11 protein-coding genes are annotated in these 17,305 nt (G+C 32.4%); 7 read left to right on the forward strand and 4 right to left on the reverse strand.

The genetic code is table 11. The features are described from left to right. Window positions 1–7: 7 nt before the first annotated feature. From HN894_17880 to HN894_17895, 4 genes are read right to left on the reverse strand one after another with little or no spacing between them, the layout of a single operon-like run. Window positions 8–1,591, reverse strand: coding sequence for a DUF262 domain-containing protein (locus HN894_17880; GenBank protein ID MBT7145196.1), 1,584 nt, complete (start codon window positions 1,589–1,591; stop codon window positions 8–10). Then, window positions 1,588–2,277, reverse strand: a complete 690-nt coding sequence (locus tag HN894_17885; GenBank protein ID MBT7145197.1) for a hypothetical protein — start codon at window positions 2,275–2,277, stop codon at window positions 1,588–1,590. The genes HN894_17880 and HN894_17885 overlap by 4 nt, the downstream gene beginning before the upstream one ends. Window positions 2,278–2,294: 17 nt before the next feature. Further along, window positions 2,295–2,588: a hypothetical protein gene (locus HN894_17890; protein ID MBT7145198.1), complete on the reverse strand. Its 294-nt coding sequence runs from the start codon at window positions 2,586–2,588 to the stop codon at window positions 2,295–2,297. Window positions 2,589–2,590: 2 nt separating this feature from the next. Continuing rightward, window positions 2,591–3,820 carry a DUF3696 domain-containing protein gene (locus HN894_17895; GenBank protein MBT7145199.1) on the reverse strand — a complete coding sequence of 410 codons (1,230 nt, stop codon included), beginning with the start codon at window positions 3,818–3,820 and terminating at the stop codon, window positions 2,591–2,593. A gap of 286 nt (window positions 3,821–4,106) precedes the next feature. Between HN894_17895 and HN894_17900 the strand changes: the two genes are divergently transcribed. From HN894_17900 to HN894_17930, 7 genes are all read left to right on the forward strand, one after another. Beyond that, window positions 4,107–4,571 (forward strand): DUF4293 domain-containing protein, encoded by a 465-nt coding sequence (locus HN894_17900; protein ID MBT7145200.1) that lies wholly within the window; start codon window positions 4,107–4,109, stop codon window positions 4,569–4,571. Between the two features lie 33 nt (window positions 4,572–4,604). Then, entirely contained in the window at window positions 4,605–5,006 is a 402-nt protein-coding gene (locus HN894_17905; GenBank protein MBT7145201.1) for a hypothetical protein, read from the forward strand. A gap of 406 nt (window positions 5,007–5,412) precedes the next feature. After that, window positions 5,413–6,090: an ABC transporter ATP-binding protein gene (locus HN894_17910; GenBank protein ID MBT7145202.1), complete on the forward strand. Its 678-nt coding sequence runs from the start codon at window positions 5,413–5,415 to the stop codon at window positions 6,088–6,090. 106 nt (window positions 6,091–6,196) lie between these two features. Continuing rightward, window positions 6,197–9,436, forward strand: coding sequence for an ABC transporter permease (locus tag HN894_17915; GenBank protein MBT7145203.1), 3,240 nt, complete (start codon window positions 6,197–6,199; stop codon window positions 9,434–9,436). A gap of 72 nt (window positions 9,437–9,508) precedes the next feature. Further along, window positions 9,509–10,756: a PQQ-binding-like beta-propeller repeat protein gene (locus HN894_17920; GenBank protein ID MBT7145204.1), complete on the forward strand. Its 1,248-nt coding sequence runs from the start codon at window positions 9,509–9,511 to the stop codon at window positions 10,754–10,756. Window positions 10,757–11,381: 625 nt separating this feature from the next. Next, window positions 11,382–13,139, forward strand: a complete 1,758-nt coding sequence (locus HN894_17925) for a tetratricopeptide repeat protein (GenBank protein ID MBT7145205.1) — start codon at window positions 11,382–11,384, stop codon at window positions 13,137–13,139. A 285-nt stretch (window positions 13,140–13,424) separates the two neighbouring features. Continuing rightward, window positions 13,425–17,305: hypothetical protein (locus HN894_17930; protein MBT7145206.1), on the forward strand; the 3,881-nt coding region annotated here is incomplete at its 3' end.

Here is a 17,305-nt window from a genome sequence, read left to right on the forward strand (position 1 = left end):
AAGATTATTATTGTTCATAGACCAAATTTAGTTCTTCGACAAATTTCCTTTCTGCTTGAATAATAAGTTCTTTTCGTTGTTTCAAGAAACCAACTGTGTCTCCTTTTTTGTCAAGAGTTAACATTGCTTCTGTAAGGAAATATTTATTATAATCTTTTTCATCTAAGGTAAACCCCAAATTCTTTTGGTGACCTTTTTGTGTTATTACATTACGAATTAAGGGGATAACATTTTCAGGTAATTTATTCTTAGCACTATTTTCATGTATATAATATCTTAATTTTAAACTACAATCCTCGTCAGCATTAATTGGTTTAAAATTATGCGAATAATTTAGCATAAATAGAACAAGAGCTTTTGCTCTTACACTACCAAAAAATATTTTATTGGGAAAATCTATAACCGTAAATGGATTATTAGGTTTATCATTATAAAGGATTTGGTCGGTTTTACCTTGCAAGTATTTTTGAAATAATTCGTAGGCTTCTCTAATTTTACTTAAAGAATATATTGTAAAATAGTTGGCATATGTTGTTTGCCAGAACCATTTTTTTAATATATCTAATTGTTGAATTGATGGATTTTCTATTTGGTTAAAAAAATCGGTAATAAAAACTAGTTGACTGTTGTAAGGTAATAATTTGTTAGAAACAACTAAAAGTTCCTCAAAAAGAAATTTTACAGCTTTTTTTATACTTTCAATTGTTTTGTATGTAGTTTCAATAAAATTGCTACGCTTATGCAAAACTTCAATTTTAGTATCAAAATAAATATTACCGAATGAATTTTGGATACACTGGACAATCAATACTCTTTTAATATTACCAAAGTTAAATTCATCTAAATCAACAATTAATTCATTTATTAAATTACCTAAATTAAAATCCTTATTTTCATTACTTGTTAAGGCAGATAACATCCAGTCAGGTGAAATAATGGAACCTTTTGAGTTTATCCTTGTAAAAATTTCAATCGCATCCTCAATTTTTCCTCCAATAATTTCGATACCAGGCAATGTGAAATCAGAGAATATTGTCGTTAATTCTTTTGCTCGTTCAAGGTATAATATTGTTTTTTCATTATCTGTAAATTCATTTTGTAATTTGTTTGCATAAGTGAGAAATTCAAAAGTGTCAACTAATGTATAAACAGGTATTTGTGTTAGCTCAACTGATACAGAACGAGGAATAAAGAATTCTTCTGTAACTAAATCGTAATATATTGAGTATTCTTTTTGTCTTAAAACTTCATTGATTTCAACTTTTGCTTTCTTGGGGTTTTTTAAACAACCATATATTGTGGATAATCTCTGAAAACCATCTAAAATATAAAAATATTCATTCTCTCTTGCTTCGGGCAGGGGGTAAGGTCCAATAAATTCACTTGTTCCATATTTCTCTTTTGGTTTCCACAACAGCAAAGAGCCAATTGGATAACCTCTTTTAATACTTTCAAATAATTCAATTTTCTGTTTATTTTCCCAAATAAAATCTCTTTGGAATGAAGGAATTTGGATATATCCGCTATCTGTTTCTTCAATATAGTTAATCAGACGTTTTATTCTGGTATTTATTTGCAAATTCTCAGTCATAATAGTTCATTAATTTTTGAAAGAATTTCTTGTAATTCGTTTTTATTGTTTTGATGTATTACTCTATTTAATAAATTTTGTTGTGTTACATTTTTATGTTCAAATAACTTGGGAAACTCAGATTTAAAAGAGCTTCCTTTACTGTGAAAAATTTTGGGTTTCCATTTCTTCCTAAATAATTTAAAATTGTCATCATCTTTAAACAGCTTTTTTACCTCAAAATGTAGATTTGTATAACTTTCTATAAAGCCTTTTTCTATATCAAAATAATCTTTTGCAATTGGCGATAGACTATTGTATGCTTTTAAATATTCGTCATCTGTTTCAAAAGCAATTTCATCAAAAACTTCATTTGGAATATAATTTTCCATTTCCCTTTTTTCAAGAATATGATATTTAATTTCGTTCATTTTGCAGAAATCAATTATTTTTTGCTTGTCATTTTTTAGAGGCATACCTACATATTGCCTATCACTGTCAAGAATAACAATTGCTCTCAAATAATTATGATTTGATTTTGGTAATCGCTCGAATGAGCTTAAAATTGAAATTATGGTGTTTGGAATATTATCAGCTCCTCCGCCATTTTCATATTTCAGCCAATTTTCATCTTTGAACCTTTTTATTTTTTTACTTTTTTTACGAAAATTTTCGATTAGAGCATTGATAAAATAAGCATCATTCAAACTGTTTTCAAGAATTATTAAAATAGATTCATTAAAAAACGAATTGCTTCTTCTATGTTAAAATCAGATGAACTATTTTGTGAGACAGAATAATTTATTTCTTTGTTTTCCTGAATTTGTCTATCAAAATACTCATTAATTATTATTTTGTCATCTGTGTCAATTCTGTCAAATACCGGATTATTTTTCAATTCTTCAATATCAATAAATAATTCATATCTTCTCTTGTTTGTAAGAATTTGAAGTAAATAATTAAACTGTTTGAAATTATCAGAAGAGTTAAATATGTCTTTTTTTATTTCTACAATCATTATTATTTTTGTTTTTGAGCGGTTCTTAAAGCAATTGTTTCATCAAGTGATTCGCTAAAAACATTTTCTGGCCAATAATCAACTTTTCCATACTCATCAACATTTATTTTAACAAGTGAACTTGTATTTTTTTCTTCATCAAAATCAACCCAATATAGAGCTAAATCATTTTTATCAAACTTGCCTTCTGCTATTAATCTTCTAATTCTTAAAATAAAGTTTTTGGAATGCGTTTCAATTAAATAATTTTTATACTCTTCTTTCGATGTATCTGCAAATAATTCAGCTAAGTTACCATGAGCTCCCGGGTGTAAATGCAATTCCGGTTGCTCCATTATAATTAATGTTGGTTTATTTGCAGCGTAATAAGCTCTTACAATTAGTGGAAGTACTTGACTCATCCCTTGTCCAACATTTCTTATATTAATGTTTAATTTTGGATAATCCTTTGTTAATTCAAAATAATAAATTGGTCTTTGAATATCTTTTTGAACATTAAGCCTCCAGCCTTCAAAATTTTGTTCAAACCAATTACTAACTTTTTTTAGTAATAGTTTTTCGTAAGTTTGATAATTTTTGATTAAGTAAAAATAAGCATTCTCTCCTTTTATTCCAAAACGACTCGTTTCTTGAAACTGAGACTCAGTATAACTTGATTTTGGTTCTTCTCGAAATGGTCCAAAATATGATGTATTAAGAGTCATTTTAGGTCTTTTTGGAGCATCTCCAATTCCATCTTTATTTTTGTATAATATTAAATCTAAGTTAAAACCTCTAAAATTACAAAGATATTCTTCTTCGTCTAATTGGTCAGTATGAGAGTTATTATAATGATTATATTCAAAAACTCTGTTATCTAATTTCCAATATATTATTTTTGGTGAATTATTTATTCCAATATTTGATGCTATTTTTACAATCAATTTTTCATCTTTAAGTTTTTTATTGTAGTCGTCTGGTATAGAAGCGTTCAATTCAAATTCTAATACTTCTGTATCTATTCTTCCATAAACTAAATCTTTAAAATCAGCTCCTAATTCTACACCATTATTATTCAACAGTATAGGCGCTTCAAATTTTCCAATCAGAGACTCTTCTATTAATGTTGGGAGTTTTGCAACAGCACTTTTTCCTGAACTGTTTTTTCCAAACAAAATTGTTAGAGGCTTTATTTCAAGCTCTTGCCAATCTTTATATGATTTATATGACTTAAATTTTATTGATTTTAACATGGTAATTCTTTCTTTTTTATTAAAATTTTATATATAATCTATATACAATTATAAGAAAATTCAATCTCTGCAACATTATTGTAATTGTTATCATAAACAATGATTCAAGGATAATTTAATAATTGAGCCACAATCAAGGGAGTTTTATCATCATTAATCTTAAATTTTTCTCTATCAATATCATTTAGCATTAAAAATACAATATTAATAAAAATATCAATAAAAATATTTCTTCAAAATAGATAACTTAATATCTAAACTTTTATATTTGCCAAAAAATTAATTTATGATACAAAGGATACAGACTGTTTTTTTGTTGCTTTCAAGCTTTGCAATTGCTTCTTTATTTTTCATTCCAATTGTAAAATTGATGGGTGTGGGCGAAGCTTATTGCCTGGATTTTAATGGAATTTTTAATATGTTGAATGCTGAAAAAGTTGAAATTAATACAATTACAGTTTTGATTTTGCTAAGCATAATTCAGATAATCAGCTTGTTGAGTGTTATTGTGTATAAGAACAGAGTTATGCAAATTCGATTGATTGTCTTCAATATTTTGTTGCTGATTGGTCTAATTATTTTGGCTTATTTTATTTCTTTTCAGGCATCAAAAGACTTAGGAACTAAAGTGTTGGTGTATAGCTCAGCAGTAACATATATTCCAGTAGTTTCAATTATCTTTTATTTAATCGCAATCAGGAGTATTAGAAAAGACGAAAAGCTTGTAAAATCTTACGATAGAATCAGATAGAATTGAAAATATTTTAATAATAAAAAATCTGCTATGAAAAACAATTATGTATGCCCAAAATGTAGGGCAAATTTAAAAGTAAGAGATAATATTATTTTAGCAGCCCGATTGGAAAATAATAAAACAGGTATTATCCTTATTTCTCCACAATTAGGCAACTACAAAGTTTTGAAACATTCGAGTTTTGAATATAAAGATGGCGAGCATCTATATTTATGTTGTCCGGTTTGTCACGAGAGTTTGGCTGTAGAAGAAAAAAGCAAAAATCTTGCTAAAATTATTATGTTCGATATACATAATCACGAATCTGAAATTTATTTTTCGAAAATTGCCGGCGAACATTGTACATACAAAATCGAAAACAATCATGTTGAAGAATTTGGTGAAGATGCAGACCATTATTCAAACTTTTTTGGAGCCGGATTTAATTATTAGTGAGCTCAGAATGAAGTTCAACGGTTAAAGTTTAGTCAGTTGAAATTTTAGAATTCAGACTTCGACCATTAATTTGAAAATACAAAGCAATTTTAAGTAGCCCTGACCTTTAGGTCGGGAAAAGAATAGTATCTTACTTAAAATATTCTTGTATTATTTGGCAAGAAATTTCACACAATATATTCAAAACATAATCTCGCAAAGGCACAAGGGTGCAAAGTTTTATGAAATAAAACTCTTTGCGATCTTAAAAACAAGTTTCGGACTCAAAGCATGAATTTTTTCTGGTTTATCCAGCTAAGGTTTAAACAAAACAATATGTCGATTACAAAAATATGGATTGGTCAACAAAAAGCAGAGAACCACTATAAAAAAAAGAAATCAGATTCATTCATAAAATTCACTTATGATAGTTCAGCTCGATAATATTAGCAAAATTTATCAAAACAATAATGATGTTCCGGAGCATAAAGTGCTTAACAACATATCTTTATGTATTGAAAAGGAGGATAGCATTGCAATTGTCGGACCTTCCGGATCAGGAAAAAGCACTTTGTTAAATATTATAGGAACGCTCGACAAATCCTCCGCCGGTTCAACTAAAATTTTCGGAAAAGCCATTGATGAATATGCAGAAAATCAACTTGCCGAAATTCGGAACAATAAAATTGGCTTTGTTTTTCAGACGCATCACCTCTTGCCACAGCTCAATTTATTCGAAAATGTTATGCTTCCGGTTTTAGCTCAAAAAAACAAAAATTCTACAAATAATACCGAAAAAAGGGCAAAAGAGTTGTTGCAATTTGTTGGTTTAGAAAACAGGATGAAAAATTATCCCGGGCAACTTTCAGGTGGAGAATGCCAGCGAGCTGCTGTGATTAGAGCTTTGATAAATCAGCCCGAACTTTTGCTTGCAGACGAACCAAGTGGCTCACTCGATCAGGAGAATGCAGAAATTATTGGAGATTTATTGACAAAAATAAACAAGGAACAAAAAATCTCTCTGCTGATTGTTACCCATTCCATGAATTTGGCAAAAAAAATGAACAAAATTTATACACTCTCGCAAGGAAAGTTGCTATGATTTTATCCCGAGAGATTTCGGGATTAATTTACAATTAAAAATCTCTAAAACATTGTCTATTTACAAATTATTAGTCCGCAGTCTTTGGTTTTATAGAAAACAGCATTTGGCTATTATTTTAGCAACTATTTTAAGTACTGCTATTTTAACAGGAGCTTTAATTGTTGGAGATTCAATAAAATACAGTCTCAGGCAACAAGTAGAAAAAAGACTTGGTGCGACAGAATTTGTTTTAAATACCGGCGATAGATTTGTTCGTGCAGAACTTGCCAGAGATATTCAAAATGCCACAAAATCACGAGCAATTTCTATTTTATCCCTTTCAGGAATTTCTATTAATCCTGACAAAAATTTGCGAATTGTTTCAACCCAAGTAATTGGAATTGACAGCAATTTTTGGAGCTTTTCAGAAATTAATTTCCCAAAATTAAAGAACAATGAGGCAATAATTAGCCAAAATGTTGCTGCAAAACTGCAGATAGAAATGAACGATGAGATTTTGCTTCGGGTAGAAAATTCTGGACTGATCCCTGCTAATGTCCCTTTTTCTGACGAAAATTCTGCAACAATTTCTATAAGATTAAAGATTGTAGCCATTGCCGATGAAAATCAACTTGGTAGCTTTAGTCTAAAAAGCAATCAGACAGCACCTTATAATGTTTTTCTGCAAAGGGAACTATTGTGCGAAAAACTTGAAATTGCCGGGAAAGCAAATCTTATTTTGTGTTCAGAAGGAAATAATATTGATGAACATTTTTTAAACGAATCATTAAAAAATATTTGGCTACCTGAAGATGCTACTTTTAGTTTTTCAGAGATTTCCGGTTCTGGAAAGTTTGAAATTAATTCGAAACGTATTTTTATAGACAAGAAAATTTCTAATACAGTATTAAACAGTAGTTTAAATCAAGAAGTCATTTTTACTTATTTGGTAAATTTAATAAAATCTGAAAATGGAGAAGCTCCGTATTCTTTTGTTTCCGCAATTTCAGAGAATATCATTAGCGAAAAAATTAGCGAAAATGAAATTATTATTAACGATTGGCTTGCCAAAGATTTAAACACAAAAATTGGTGATACTTTAAGTTTGAAATACTTTAGAATTGGCAGGCTTCAAACTTTGTATGAAGAAACTGAAAGGTTTATTATCAAACGAATAATTCCTGCCAAAAATGAAAACATAGACCATTCCTTTATGCCTGACTATCCGGGTTTGACGGGAGCTTCACAATGCAGCCAGTGGGAGACAAACATTCCTATAGATTTGAAAAAAATCAGGGACAAAGACGAGCAATATTGGGAAGAATTTCGAGGAACGCCTAAAGCTCTTATTTCCATTGATAAAGCTCAGGAGATTTGGGAAAACGATTTCGGAAATTGCACTGCAATCAGATTCGATTCGTCAGAAATTAGTCAAGCCGAATTACAAAAACACATAATGAATAGACTAAATCCCAGAGATTTAGCTTTTGAATTTCAGGCTGCAAAAAGCGAAGGTATTAGGGCAGCAAACAATGGTGTCGATTTTGGCGAATTATTTCTGAGCCTAAGTTTTTTTGTAATCCTTTCGGGAATAATTCTGATTGTAATAATTTTTTCATTGAATGAAGAGATTAGAATTCGTGAAACTGCAATACTTTTAAGTCTCGGTTTTAGCAAAAAGCAAATTCTAATTATTCGATTATCTGAATATCTGATAGTTGTAATTTTTGGAAGTATTTTGGGAGCATTTGTTGGCGTTTTCTACAATCATGGAATTTTATTGGCAATAAACACAATTTGGAACGATATTGTGAGAACATCAAGCTTAGAGGTTCATTTGCAAACACAGACTCTGATTTTTGGAAGTATTACAGGTTTAATAATTTCGTTTCTAACAATATTTATTGCTTCAAAAAGGAAAACGCATTTTTCGATTGCCGAGCTTCTAAGAGGCAATTTTGAGAGGAAAAGGGAAAAAAGAAACAATAGAAATGTACTTAAAATTGGCATTCTCATTTTGTCTTTTGGGGCATCTATAATTTTGGTTTTTTATTCAGCAGTTTCGTCAATTGACCAAAATTCAAGTCTATTTCTTTCGGCCGGAGCATTGTTTCTTCTCGGAAGTTTCATGGCTACAAATATACTTTTTGAAAAATTGATTGCAAATCCAAAACTACGCCCTTTATCTCTTCGCTCGCTTTCGCTAAAAAATGCTGGCAGGAACAAGTTCCGAAGCTTGTCAATTGTTATAATGCTGGCTCTTGCAACATTTATTGTTTTTATTACTGCTGCCAACAGGCAAACTTTTTTCGGAAACGAAAGCCTCCGAAGTTCCGGGACAGGTGGATATAATTTGAAGCTTGAAACCAGTATCCCAATTTCGGTAAATTTAAATTCGCCGGAAGGAAAACAAAAATTGGGTCTTGATGATGAACCGATTTTTGATAGCGTAGAATTTTTTCAAATGTTTAAAGTACCGGGAAACGATGCAAGTTGTTTGAATTTAAATCAAGTTCAAAAACCTTCAATCATTGGCTTGAAGCCTGAAATTTTACATCAGAGAAAATCGTTTTCTTTTGCTAAAATTATTAACGAAAAATTCAGAGACAATCCATGGCAGCTTCTTGAGCAGGAATATGATGAAAATATTTTCCCGGCATTTGCCGACCAAACAGTTATTACCTGGGGTTTGATGAAAAAAATTGGAGATACAATTTCTTATCTAAATCAAAATGGGCAGGAAATAAAATTTGTTCTGGCGGGTGGCTTAAATAGCTCAATTTTTCAGGGGAATTTGCTTATAAGTGAACAAGTTATGAAGCAAAACTTTCCCTTAATCAATGAATCGTCAATTTCTTTGATAGAAACTCCAAAAAATGAAGCTGAAAAGATTTCTGAATTACTCTTTTTTAGTTTACAAAACTATGGAGTTGATATAAAAAAAACCGAAAGTATTCTGCGTGAGTTTTATTCAGTTACAAATACCTATCTTTCAATTTTTATGATACTCGGAGGGCTTGGTTTAGTTTTTGGAACTATAGGAATAGGTATAATTCTTTACCGCAATCTTCTTGAACGAAGGTCTGAAATTGCTCTTTTAATGGCATTAGGGTTTAAGAAACAGAAAATATTTAAGCTAATATTTACCGAAAACTTCCTTCTTTTGTCATATGGAATATTTCTCGGTGTTTTGGCTTCTATAATTTCAATTCTTCCATCAATTTTAAGCCCGACCTTTTCATTGTCGGGAGATTTTTTAATTTTGCTAATTTTTGTGGTATTAATGAACGGAACATTATGGATTTTTGTTACTTTAAAGAATTTCTTGAATAAAAATATTATAAGTTCAATTCGGAATGAATGAAAGTGAAACATCGTAAAAAATATACCTAAATAGAAAATATACTTGCATTTTATCAAATAAAACCCAAATTTTATGAAAAAGAAAACAGGAATTCGAAATTTCAAAATCACATTTTTGCATGTTTTAATACTAATTATTTTGCAAGCCTGCACCACAAATGTTGTTGAGCTTACACAGTATAGAGGCGAAGACCGCAAAGGCATTTTTTACGAAAACAATTTGCTGAAAGAGTGGCCTGAAAATGGACCGGCATTGCTCTGGGAATATGAAGGAATTGGTAATGGCTATGGTTCACCAATCGTTACTGCCGACAAAATTTTCGTAACCGGCGAAATTGATAGCTTGGGTTATTTATTTTCCTTCGATATAGATGGGAAACTTCTATGGAAAAAAGAATATGCAAAAGAATGGATGGTAAATTATGTTGGCTCAGCATCTACTCCAACCATAGTAGGAAATTTAATCTACTTATGTTCAAGGTATGGTAAAATAGTTTGTTTCGAAGCTAACACAGGTTCTGTAAAGTGGGAAACCAATATGCTTGAAAACTTTCACGGAAAGAATACCAGATTTGGATTTACTCAAAATTTGCTTGTAGATGAGAATATGGTTTATTGCGCCCCCGGTGGTAAGGACACAAATATTGTTGCTTTGGACAGATTTACAGGAGAAACTTTATGGATAAATAAAGGTGCAGGCGAAATTCCTGCATATTGTGCCCCTGTAATTATTGACTTGGCTACACGAAAATTATTGGTTACATTTATGGAACATACACTCTTAGGTCTCGATGCAAAATCCGGAGAGTTGTTATGGACTGAAGAACAAGATACAGCCTGCGATATTCATGGAAACTCTGCATGGTTTGAGAATGGACATATCTACTATGTTGCCGGTTGCGGAAATAGATGTGTGAAACTAAAACTGTCGGCCGATGGTTCCACTATTAAACAAGTATGGAAAAATCCTGAAATTGATAATATTATGGGCGGTTTTATAATCCACGAAGACAGATTGATAGGTGCAGCTCATAGAAAACCCAAATGGAAAACTATTGATACTCAAACCGGTGAAACAGTAGATAGCTTGAAATTTCACAGAGGAGTAACAATTTTTGCCGATAATATGCTCTACATTTACAATGAAAAAGGAAAAATGGGACTTGTCAAATCTCATAAAGATAGCCTGCAATTGATAAGTTCATTTAAAATTGAAAAAGGAACAAACGAACATTTTGCTCATCCTGTAATAAACAACAAAGTTTTGTATGTCCGCCATGGGAATGTTTTGTTGGCTTATGATATTGGAAAGAAGATTTGACAAGCTGAACTTTATATAAAGATATTCAGTCGATTAACATTGACAAAGTTTTGAAACTTTGTCAATGTTACTGCATAGTAAACGAATCAAGAATTATAGATTATTCAACACTCATAATTTTAGTATCAGAAAAACTTATACTATTCAAGCTATAAAAATAAATTCCTGTTGGGAGATTTTTCCTGTCGAAAATATGGGTGTGATTTCCAGAAGTAAAGTTCTGTGCCTTTATGGTTTTGATTTTTTCTCCAGCTTGCGTGGATTTGCAATCTGTTCAACCATATTATCTAAAACATGCTTTGTCAGGTTCATGTATTTTATATTTATCAGACATTTAGCAAAGATAAAAATTATTCTTAATAATTAAGCTTTATTTATTGTTGTTGGGCACGGACATAAAAACTACTTATGATGGAAAGCGATTTACAAACTTTGCTTAACAGAAGGTTGCGTGACTTCACAAATTTTCAACTCAAGTCATGAAAGGACAATCTGTAATAGCCCTGCCATTTATGGCAGGGAAAAGGAATACGAAAATATAGTTTAAAAAAAAATGTTTACTCATTTTAAATTTTTGCTCTTCAAATACATTTCTTATATTTGTTAAGATTAAGCATATGTTATTATGAGGAATATTTTATTAATTTTATCAGGATTATTGATATTCTTAGAAGTCAATGCAATTAATGTTGATAGTTTGACATCAGCAATAAGAAACTTAGCGGACACTACGCAGATTAAAATTCTGACAAAGAAATCACAACAACTACTCTATAGCAATCCGCAAGAATCTAAAGAAATTGCAACAAAGTTATTCGAAATTGCAACAAAGTCTGAAGACAATATGCAAAAAGTAGAGTCGCTCATATTGATTGCCTTTTGCGATAAAAACCTTAGAAATTTCGAGAAGTCAATCATAACTTTAAAGAAAGCACTAAAGATTGATATAAAAGTAAATCCAAGTACAAGAAAGGGATATATTTTAAATTTGATTGGAGTGAATTATTCTTTAAATCATCAGATTGACAGTGCATTGTATTATTATCTTGAGTCAGAAATTTTTTTAGAAGAAGCTTTAAAAACAAATGCCGACAATAAGAAAGCTAAAATCCTAAAATGTATTTTATATACAAACATTGGTTTATTCTATCATACAAAAGTAATTGACCTTGAACAATCTAATGCATATTTCAGAGAAGTACTGGAATTGGCAAGCGAAATAAAAGATACTGTAAGGATAAATGCAGCATATGCCAATTTGGGTATGGTTTTTAAAGCAGAAAAACAATATGAAAAAGCGTTGGAATATTATCAGAAAGCCTTAAAAATGGCAAAGCTGACAAATAATATGAATTATGCAGCAAAAATATCGAACAATATTGGAGGATTATTTTTAGACCAAAACGATCTGAAAAATGCAGTTATCCATTTCAATAATTCTATAAAAACTTTTGAATTACTCAAAGATACTTTCAGCATTGCAAGAACCTATCGTGTTCTTGGAGAAAGCTACATGAAATTCAATAATTTCAAGGAGTCAATCAAAAACTACAAGATTGCTTTCTCTTTTTATAGAAACAAGGATTTTATAAAAGAAAAACAGAAAATTTACCTGAATCTTTCTGAAGTATTTGAAAAAACCGGAGTACTTGATTCTTCTTTGCATTATTTTAAAAAACAAGCCGAATTGGAAAAGCAAATTGAAGAAAAAGTTAATACCGAAAATTTCAATAAACTACTGGTAAGCTACGAAACAGAAAAAAAAGAAAGAGAAATCGAAGTCTTGAAGTTCGAAAAGAAAAATCAGAATTCTGTACAGAATTTCCTTATTCTATCAATGGCTTTCCTGATGGTGGTGCTATTTTTTGTGATTGTAAATTTTTGGCAAAGACGGAAATATCTAAGCCAGAAAAGAATATCTGCCGAAAAAGAAACCGAAAACTTTAAAAACAGGCTCGAATTTCGAAACAAAGAGCTTACAACTAATGCAATCCATTTGGTGAACCTAAACAATTTGTCTCAAACAATTATTTTAAAAATTAAAGAATGCCTGCTACATATCGATAAAACCGGCGCGCAAAAATTAAAAGAAATAATCAAAGAGATAGAATTTAATATACAACAGGATGCTTGGAACGAATTTGAAACCCGTTTCGAAAAAGTTCACAACGATTTTTATGTTAAGCTCGACAAAAAACATTCCGGACTTACTCCCACAGAAATAAAAACTTGCGCTTTCCTTCGCCTAAACATGTCGAGCAAAGAAGTCGCATTACTAACGAACAAAAGTGTACGCACTGTTGAAAAACTTAGAGCAAACATTCGCAAAAAAATGAGGCTCAACACTGAAACTAACCTTGTGAATTACTTGATGAAATTTTAGTGGAATAGTGGAATTTGTGACAGGCTGACAAAGTGTGAAGTGACAAAATGTGTGGTGAAATAGTAACAATAAAGTAAAATAAAAACTTCTCTATATCCCATTTTCAACTCTTGATTCATAATTCTTCCGATAGCTATCGAAATCATAACTCTTTAACAAACTGCAATTTAATATTCGCATACTTACTTTATACGTAGTAAAAAAACACGGCATAACAAGTTTTTGCGTAGTGAAAAATTTGGTTTCGCCCTGTTGCCTGAAGTATTTTCGCTGAAAAATAATGTTATGGATACTAAAAAAGACAACATGAGCATCGAAGAAAAAAAAATAGAAACTTTGATTGTAAATATCAAACAAAAAAATGAAGCCCTGAAAAAGCTAATCAGAGAGATGGAAAAAAAACAAAAAAGTAAAATTCTTACTTTGTTAATAATATTCTTTCTATTTTCTAATGTATCGTTTTCACAAAACGTAGTAATAACCGACGACGAAAACTACACGCCCACCAGCAACAACGCCCTGCTCGAATTAAAACCGGGCAGCAACGACAAAGGCATCCTAATTCCACGGCTCACCACAGCCCAACGAACAGCAATGACCCCCGATGCCAACGCCGACAAGGGCCTGATGGTTTACGACACCGACACCCAAAGTTTTTGGTACTACAACAGCACCGCATGGGTCGAAATCGGAGCATCAACCTCAGGAATGGAAGATGCCGATGGCGACACCAAAATTCAGGTAGAAGAATCTGCCGATGAGGATAAAATTCGTTTTGATGTGGCAGGTACCGAAGCTATGGTGATTGATGAAAATGCAAGGGTGGGAATTGGCACAACAAGCCCTGACGGAATTTTAGATATATTTCAGGAGGCTGAATATGTAGGCGAAACCCTGGACCAATCTCAAACTTCACAAAGTGGAAGTTCAGGTGAATACAATAAATTATGGCAATCATTTACAGCAGGAATTACAGGCTATTTGTCAAATGTCCAGTTACATGATGATGGGTATACAAGTGGGACATTTGAAATGAAAATTTATACAGGACAGGGTGAAGGGGGCACTTTGCTTGGTACTTCCTATATTGTTAGTAACTATGGAGGTAGTGGATATGTTTCTTTCAGGTTTAATGATATTATACCAGTAACCTCTGGCCAGCAATATACATTCTGTCTTTACAAAAAAAGTGGTTCGTATTGGGGTTTTTGCTTTAAAACTTCAAATCCATACTCAGGTGGGACTGCTTATTGGGATGGAATGTTACGAACTAGTGATTTAAGATTTAAAACCTATGTTTCCAGTTCATTCAACACTGCACCTAACTCTTTTATTGTTCATAACAATGGCAATGTTGGTATCGGAACAATCTCACCTTCCCAAAAACTTGAAGTAAACGGAGCAGTTAAAATCGGGGATTATACACTTCCTTCAACAGATGGCACAAACGGACAATTTCTAAAAACAGATGGAAGTGGAAGTGTTAGCTGGGCAGATGAAAATATAATATCAACCGGTGTGCAGGATACAGATGGTGACACCAAAATTCAAGTAGAAGAATCTGCCGATGAGGATAATATCCGTTTTGATGTAGCCGGTACTGAAGCGGTGGTGATAGATGAGAATGGAAAAACAACAATTGGTTCAGGAAGCTCAGGAACAAAGATGGAACTTGCCGGATTAGCTACAGAAGGAACACTAAAAATTAATGGAGGAGATGGTCAAAGCGGTTCAGGCAATTATACACAAATAGCTTTTGGGTTTAATGGTACAGACAATTATCCTCATTTCCTCCGAACTAGACACAACTCTTCCATTACAAATAACGCAATTGAATTTTACACTGGAGACGGAACTCAAAACGGAGTATTTCCAACAAATGCAACGCATGGCATGACCATTACAAATGGAAAAGTAGGGATTGGAACTACCTCTCCTGCTGCATTATTAAATATAAAAGGTAGCAACTCTTCTGTAAAAGGATTATTAATCGAAAATGAAAATGGAAATGCAGATACATGGTTCCATTATTCTGATGGAAATAATTATATTACAGGAGATGGTGAAACAGGTAGTGGCCATACTATTTTCAGATCGTTTGAGGGAGGCAATACCACTGAACATATGAGGATACAGTCTGATGGTAAAGTGGGTATCGGAACAAATTCGCCGATTTCTTTATTACATATTGACGGGAATAATTCTTCTGTTGGTGGAATAAGAATAGAAAATAGTAATGGCAGGTCAGTTTCCCATTTGCCTAATACAAATGGTATCAATTATATTACTGGAGATGCTCAATTTGGAGATGGTCATACAATTTTTAGGTCTGATGATGGTAGCACATATACAGAACATATGAGGATACAGTCTGATGGTAATGTAGGTATTGGAACTTCAAATCCCGGAACAAAACTGGAAATTACCGGTACAAATTCGATTGGAATACTCAAACTTGATGGAGGTGATAATAGTAGCGGAGCAAACGACTATGTTCAGATTGCATTTGGTTATAATAATACAGATGATTATTCTCATTTTATCCGTAGCAGACATAGTTCAACATCGGCAAATAATGCTATTGATTTTTATACAGGAGACGGGACTCAAAATGGAGTTTTTCCGACCAATTCAGTACACGGTTTGACTATTACTAATGGAAAAGTAGGTATCGGTACAACATCTCCATCGCAAATACTTGAAGTAAACGGAGCTATAAAAATCGGAGCTTACACACTTCCTTCAACAGATGGCACAAACGGGCAATTTCTTAAAACAAACGGAAGTGGAAGTATTAGCTGGTCAGCAGACAATACCTTAACTTATTGGACAGAGAATAGTGGTAATGTTTACAGAAGTTCTGGCAATGTAGGTATCGGAACAACCACACCTTCCCAAAAACTTGAAGTAAACGGAGCAGTAAAAATCGGGGCTTATACTCTTCCTTCAACAGATGGAACCATCGGGCAATTTCTAAAAACAGACGGAAGCGGAAATGTGAGCTGGTCAGCCGATAATAATACAAACAATTGGACAGAAAACTCAGGAAACATTTACCGAAATTCAGGAAATGTCGGCATCGGCACAACAACCCCTTCGCAAAAACTTGAAGTAAATGGAGCTGTTAAAATTGGGGCCTATATACTTCCTTCAACAGATGGAACCATCGGTCAATTACTTAAAACCGATGGAAGCGGAAATGTTAGTTGGTCGGCAGACAGTACTATAACCAATTGGACAGAAAACTCAGGAGATATTTATAGAAGTTCCGGTAATGTAGGCATTGGAACAATTTCCCCGTCCGAAAAACTTGAAGTAAACGGAGCTGTTAAAATTGGGGATTATACACTTCCTTCAACAGATGGAACAAATGGACAATTTCTAAAAACAGACGGAAGTGGAAGTGTTAGCTGGTCGGCGGATAATACTATAACCAATTGGACAGAAAACTCAGGAGATATTTATAGAAGTTCGGGAAATGTCGGTATCGGAACTACTTCACCGGAAGCTCCTCTTCACGTTCAGAATGATAATGCAAAACTCCGAGTAAAAGAAGATGCCGGAAGATACATAGATATTGATCCGCAAAACAGGAAAATTGAATTCGGGGGATTTTCAACAACCGGGCTTAGCATTCAGGAAGCATCAGGAGATGGAATCTTTATCGAAAATGGTGGAAATATTGGCATCGGTACAAGCACGCCTGACGGAATACTTGATATCCAAACAGAAGCAGGATACTATAATGAAACAGCAGATCAGCTTAATGATTACGCCCCTGATGATTTTAATGAACCAAGCTTATTTTGGCAATCGTTTACTGCCGGACAAACCGGATACATTGGTAAAATCGAAGTTTGGGACGATGGAAATTCTGTTGGAACTTTCACAATGAAGCTATATTCAGGTGAAGGTGATAATGGAACTTTGCTTGGGACATCAAATTCTGTTAGCAGAAATAATTCAGGTTCGGCTTATGTTACTTTTTCATTTTCTTCACCGGTATCTGTTTCCAGTTCGCAACAATACACCTTTGCGGTTGAAGTAAGTGGTACTTACTGGGAAATGGCAATCAGAACAGGAAATGGTTATAGTGGCGGAAAACTTTTCTATGACAACAATGAAGAACCTTTTGAAGATACAAAATTTAAAACTTATGTGAGTCA

Source organism: Bacteroidota bacterium, assembly GCA_018692315.1.
Taxonomy (GTDB): domain Bacteria; phylum Bacteroidota; class Bacteroidia; order Bacteroidales; family JABHKC01; genus JABHKC01.